At 75.4% G+C, this 2,866-nt stretch carries 4 protein-coding genes; all 4 read right to left on the bottom strand.

Features of this window, described 5'->3' with window-relative positions:
* On the bottom strand, window positions 1–619 hold a 619-nt coding region (locus tag IE312_RS38900), incomplete at its 3' end, for a M48 family metalloprotease (protein ID WP_229899095.1).
* A gap of 451 nt (window positions 620–1,070) precedes the next feature.
* Window positions 1,071–1,448, bottom strand: a complete 378-nt coding sequence (locus tag IE312_RS05340; protein ID WP_189978793.1) for a GntR family transcriptional regulator — start codon at window positions 1,446–1,448, stop codon at window positions 1,071–1,073.
* On the bottom strand, window positions 1,445–2,290 hold the full coding sequence (locus tag IE312_RS05335; RefSeq protein ID WP_189978791.1) for a hypothetical protein: 846 nt from the start codon (window positions 2,288–2,290) through the stop codon (window positions 1,445–1,447). Before IE312_RS05335 ends, IE312_RS05340 begins: the two co-directional genes overlap by 4 nt.
* A gap of 137 nt (window positions 2,291–2,427) precedes the next feature.
* A partial coding sequence (locus IE312_RS38895; RefSeq protein WP_229899092.1) for a fumarylacetoacetate hydrolase family protein occupies window positions 2,428–2,866 on the bottom strand: 439 nt, incomplete at its 5' end.

The raw sequence follows: 2,866 nt of genomic DNA, 5'->3' as shown, positions 1-2,866 counted from the left end.
TGGCGAGCGCGGTGGACAGGTGCAGCAGCCAGTCGTGGTGGGCGCGGGCGTGTCCGCGCTCGTGGGTGAGGACGGCGTCCAGTTGCAGGTCGGTCAGGCGGTGCAGTGCCCCGGTGGTGACGACCAGTTGCGGCGGGTGCCCCGGCATCCACCAGGCGTCCGGGTAGTCGTCCTCCAGTACCAGCATCGGTCCGCGTGCCGCGGGAAGTCCGGCCGGCAGCTCGGGGGCGCGTTCGCGCAGCTGAGCCCGGGCCTGGCCGCGGCTGCGGCGGGCCTCGACGAGTTCCCGGCCCAGCATCGCCGTCGTCCAGGCCGCCCCGCAGGCCAGCAGCATGGTGAGCGCGGCGGCCCACGCCGGCGCGGTGGACAGGTCGTACGCGGCGGTGACGGCGGGCGGGGCGGGAGCGAACACGCGGTCGCGGACGGTGTGGAAGACGGCCGCCGCGCCCAGGACCAGGGCGGTCAGGCAGCACAGCAGGACGGTGGCGACCAGGCACTGCCACACCCACAGCGCCACCACGGGTTCCCGCTCGGGCCAGGCGGCACGGGTCAGCGCGCGCGGCGCCGGTACGGCGGCGGTCAGGGCGACGACGCTCAGCAGGAGCAGGCAGACGGTCATGCCGGGGCTCCGGTTCCTGGTCGGAGAGGTGTGCGGTGTCGGTGGTGCCGGGGCACGCGTCACGCGACGGCGGCTCGCGCGTGGTGCGTGTCCCCGTCAGTATGACGAAGACCGGCGCCCCGAGTCAGGTGTCGGAGCCGATCCCGCCGCACTGCCCCGTCACCGTCACCCCCCAGCGCCACAAACCCCCCAGCGCCGCAACCCCCCAGCGCCACAACCGCACCGCGCTACCGCACCACCGCGCCACAACCGCACCGCCCCACAACCGCACCGCACCGCCGCAACCGCACCGCGTGCAACTGCACCACCGCACGCGCGCGTGGGCGGATCGGGGAGTTGGCCGAGGAAAGGAAATGCTCCGCGCCGCCGGTGCCGTACCGGCACGCGCGCGGGGCAGGCGCCGCAGCACCACGCGCGGGTGCGCTCCGGCGCCCGGTGTCCTGCCCGGCGGTCACTCCCGAAGGGCCCCGCGCACCGCCCCGAGCGCTTCCTCCTCGGTCGCTCCGAGGGCCCGTGCCTGGCTGACGAAGGTCGCGGCCAGCGCCGCGAGTTCGGCGGGGTCGGGGCGGTGTGTGCCGGTCGGCGGGGCTGCCACGCGCGTGCCCGCGCCGCGTCTGGTGCGGATCAGGGAGGCCGTCTCCAGTTCGCGGTAGGCGCGGGCGACCGTGCCCGCAGCCAGGCCGAGGTCGGCGGCGAGCTGTCGTACCGTCGGCAGGCGTTCGCCCTCCCGTAGCCGGCCGGTGGCGATGAGCGCGGCGAGCTGGGCGCGGATCTGTTCGTAGGGCGGTACGGGGCTGGTGGTGTCGACCCGCACTGCGGTCCCGCTCACGGGCGGGCGCCCGGGGCCGGCCGCTGGGTCCGCCTGGAGTGGCCCGTGCCGACGGGGTGCCGGGCCCGGGAGGACACAGGCGAGCACACGGTGACCAGCGTCCACGGGACGGTCACCAGGGCAGCCGCCGCCAGCGGCCACAGCACCCAGTTGGCCAGGGTTCCCGCCGTCCCGTCGCAGGTGAGGTTCATGAGCGCGCCGGATGCCGTGGAGGCGGCGCCCAGCAGGGAGGCGGACACGATCAGTCCCCAGGCGGCGACGACGGCCAGGCTGCGGTCGCGGCGGGACCGTTCGTCGCCGGGGCGGGTGGCGATCCGCCGCAGGGACCAGCCGCAGGCGGCCGTGGCGACGGCGAGGGAGCCCAGTATCGGCAGGCCGTAGTGGAGGCCCGGCCAGGGGCCGGCGGACTGGGACAGCGGTCGCATGCCGCCGGTGTCGGCGGCCTGTGCGCAGTGCACGGTCAGGGACCGGCTCGCGCGCCCCAGGTCGTCGGGTGAGGCGATCGCCCCCGCGACGGCGAGCAGCAGCACCAGCGCGCCCGCCAGAGCGAGGAGGAACGCGGTCATGCGGGGCGGGACGTAGTCGCGGACGCGGCGCGGGGCGAGGCCGGCCGTGCGGACGGCGCCGCGGGCCCGCGGGGTCAGGGCGTCGCCCGCCAGGACGCCGGCCACCGCGCAGAGCCCGAAGGCGGGGATGGCGTAGAGGACGCCGTCTCCGCCGTCCAGCGGTGCCAGCGCGATTCCGGCCAGTGCGCCGACGGCCAGGCCGGTCCAGCGGGCGTACCGGTCGACCGATGGGCGGGAGGCCGGAAGGGTGGTGGTGCTCGGTTCGGTTCTGTTCATGAGAGACCCCCGTGACGGCACAGTCCTGTACTCACCGCTTGTATCAAGTAGTGAGTACAAGATGGCCGCTACGGCAGACTTGTGTCAACTGCTTGCTACAAGTCGCCCGGGCGGTCCCTCCTTCGCCGGACCGCGCGTCACCCGGCGACGACCCGGCCGTGCACCTCGCCCAGGCCCACCCGGCGCCCGTCCGCGCCGGGAGCCCACGCCGACAGCGTCACCACGTCCCCGTCCTCCAGGAAGGCCCGCTTGCCGTCCGGGAGGTCGAGGGGGTCGCGGCCGTTCCAGGTCAGTTCCAGCAGGGAGCCGCGCTGGTCCTCGGCCGGTCCGCTGACCGTGCCCGAGCCGTACAGGTCGCCCGTGCGCAACGAGGCGCCGTTCACCGTCATGTGGGCGAGCTGCTGGGCGGCGGTCCAGTACATGGTGGAGAACGGCGGCTCGGAGACCACATGGCCGTTGATCGCGACGGAGATGCGCAGGTCGTAGCCGTCGGGCTCCGCGCCGGACGTCGAGTCGTCCAGGTAGGGCAGCAGGGGGTGCGTGCGCTCGGGGGGCGCCACGCGCGCGTGCTCCAGT

Source organism: Streptomyces capoamus (genome assembly GCF_014654935.1).
GTDB lineage: Bacteria > Actinomycetota > Actinomycetes > Streptomycetales > Streptomycetaceae > Streptomyces > Streptomyces capoamus.
The sequence above is the reverse complement of the archived record's forward strand: the minus strand, read 5'-3'. Positions and strand labels throughout refer to the sequence as shown.

What these genes read in the sequence shown, in the direction of transcription:
- IE312_RS05335 (WP_189978791.1), bottom strand. Translation starts at nt 2,290, where the DNA reads ATGAACAGAACCGAACCGAGCACCACCACCCTTCCGGCCTCCCGCCCA.